Annotated in this window: 1 protein-coding gene; it reads right to left on the reverse strand. The window is 76.6% G+C overall.

The window, feature by feature from the left end; translation table 11 throughout:
* The coding region (locus AOK18_RS27420; RefSeq protein WP_206281600.1) for an FAD-binding and (Fe-S)-binding domain-containing protein at nucleotides 1-1,414 on the reverse strand (1,414 nt) is incomplete at both ends.

A 1,414-nucleotide genomic window follows, 5' to 3' on the forward strand; every position in this document is an offset into this window, starting at 1 on the left:
CGCCGCCGTCCGCGCCACCCAGTCCAGCCACACCGGCAGCCGGCCCATCGTGTAGTGGGTGGCGGGACGGCGGCGGCCAGCGTAGTGGTGGTGGAGGAACTCCGCCTTGTAGGTGGCCATGTCGACGCCGACCGGGCAGTCCGAGCGGCAGCCCTTGCAGGACAGGCACAGGTCCAGGGCGTCCCGTACCTCGGTGGAGCGCCAGCCGTCGGTCACCAGCTCGCCGGCGAGCATCTCGTGCAGCAGCCGGGCGCGCCCGCGCGTGGAGTGCTCCTCCTCGCCCGTCGCCCGGAAGGAGGGACACATCACCGCCGCTCCCGGCGCCGACGCCGTACGGCACTTGGCGACGCCCACGCAGCGGCGGACGGCCGCCGAGAAGTCGCCGCCGTCGGACGGGTAGCCGAAGGCCACGTCCACCGGTTCGCGCGGCAGGACGGCGAAGCGGAGGTTCGCGTCCAGCGGCGCGGGACGCACCAGCATCCCCGGGTTGAGCAGGTCGTCCGGATCCCAGAGGCCCTTCACCCGCTCGAAGAGGGCCACCATCTCCGGGCCGTACATGCGGGGCAGCAGTTCGGCGCGCGCCTGCCCGTCGCCGTGTTCGCCGGAGAGGGAGCCCCCGTGCGCCACGACCAGGCCGGCCAGTTCCTCGGAGAAGCGGCGGAAGCGGGCGACGCCCGGCCCGGTCAGCAGGTCGAAGTCGATCCGGACGTGGATGCAGCCGTCGCCGAAGTGCCCGTACGGGGCGCCGCGCAGTCCGTGCTCGGCCAGCAGGCCGCGGAAGTCCCGCAGGTACGCGCCGAGCCGGGCGGGCGGCACCGCGCAGTCCTCCCAGCCCGGCCAGGCCTCCGTCCCGTCCGGCATCCTCGTCGCCGTGCCGCTCGCGTCCTCCCGGATCCGCCACAGCGTCCGCTGCCGGGCCGGATCGGTGACCACCAGGGCGTCCAGGACGTCCGCCGCGCGGACGACCGTCTCCGCACGCGCGCGGGCCTCCCCCTCCGTGTCCCCGCCGGTCTCCACGAACAGCCAGGCTCCCCCGCCCGGGAGGCCCGCCGCGGCCGGCACCAGGTCGGCCGCCATGCCCTCCACGGTCAGCGGCCCGTGCTCCAGCAGTCCGGCCGCCGCCTCGGCGGCCCCGGTCTCGTCGGCGTACGCCAGCACGGCGAGCGCCCGCGCGCGGGGCGCCCGCACGAGATCCACCACCGCCTCCGTCAGCACGCCCAACGTGCCCTCCGAGCCGCAGAACGAGCGGGCGACGTCGGCGCCCCGCTCGGGCAGCAGGGCGTCCAGGGCGTAGCCGGAGATGCGGCGGGGCAGCTCGGGGAAACCGGTGCGCAGGCGGGCGAGTTCGCCCTCGGCCAGCTCCCGCAGTCCCGCCGGGGCCCCGGCCCACCCCCGCCCCGGCGGGACTGCGGGA

The sequence above is a fragment of the Streptomyces prasinopilosus genome (genome assembly GCF_001419695.1).
Taxonomy (GTDB): domain Bacteria; phylum Actinomycetota; class Actinomycetes; order Streptomycetales; family Streptomycetaceae; genus Streptomyces; species Streptomyces prasinopilosus.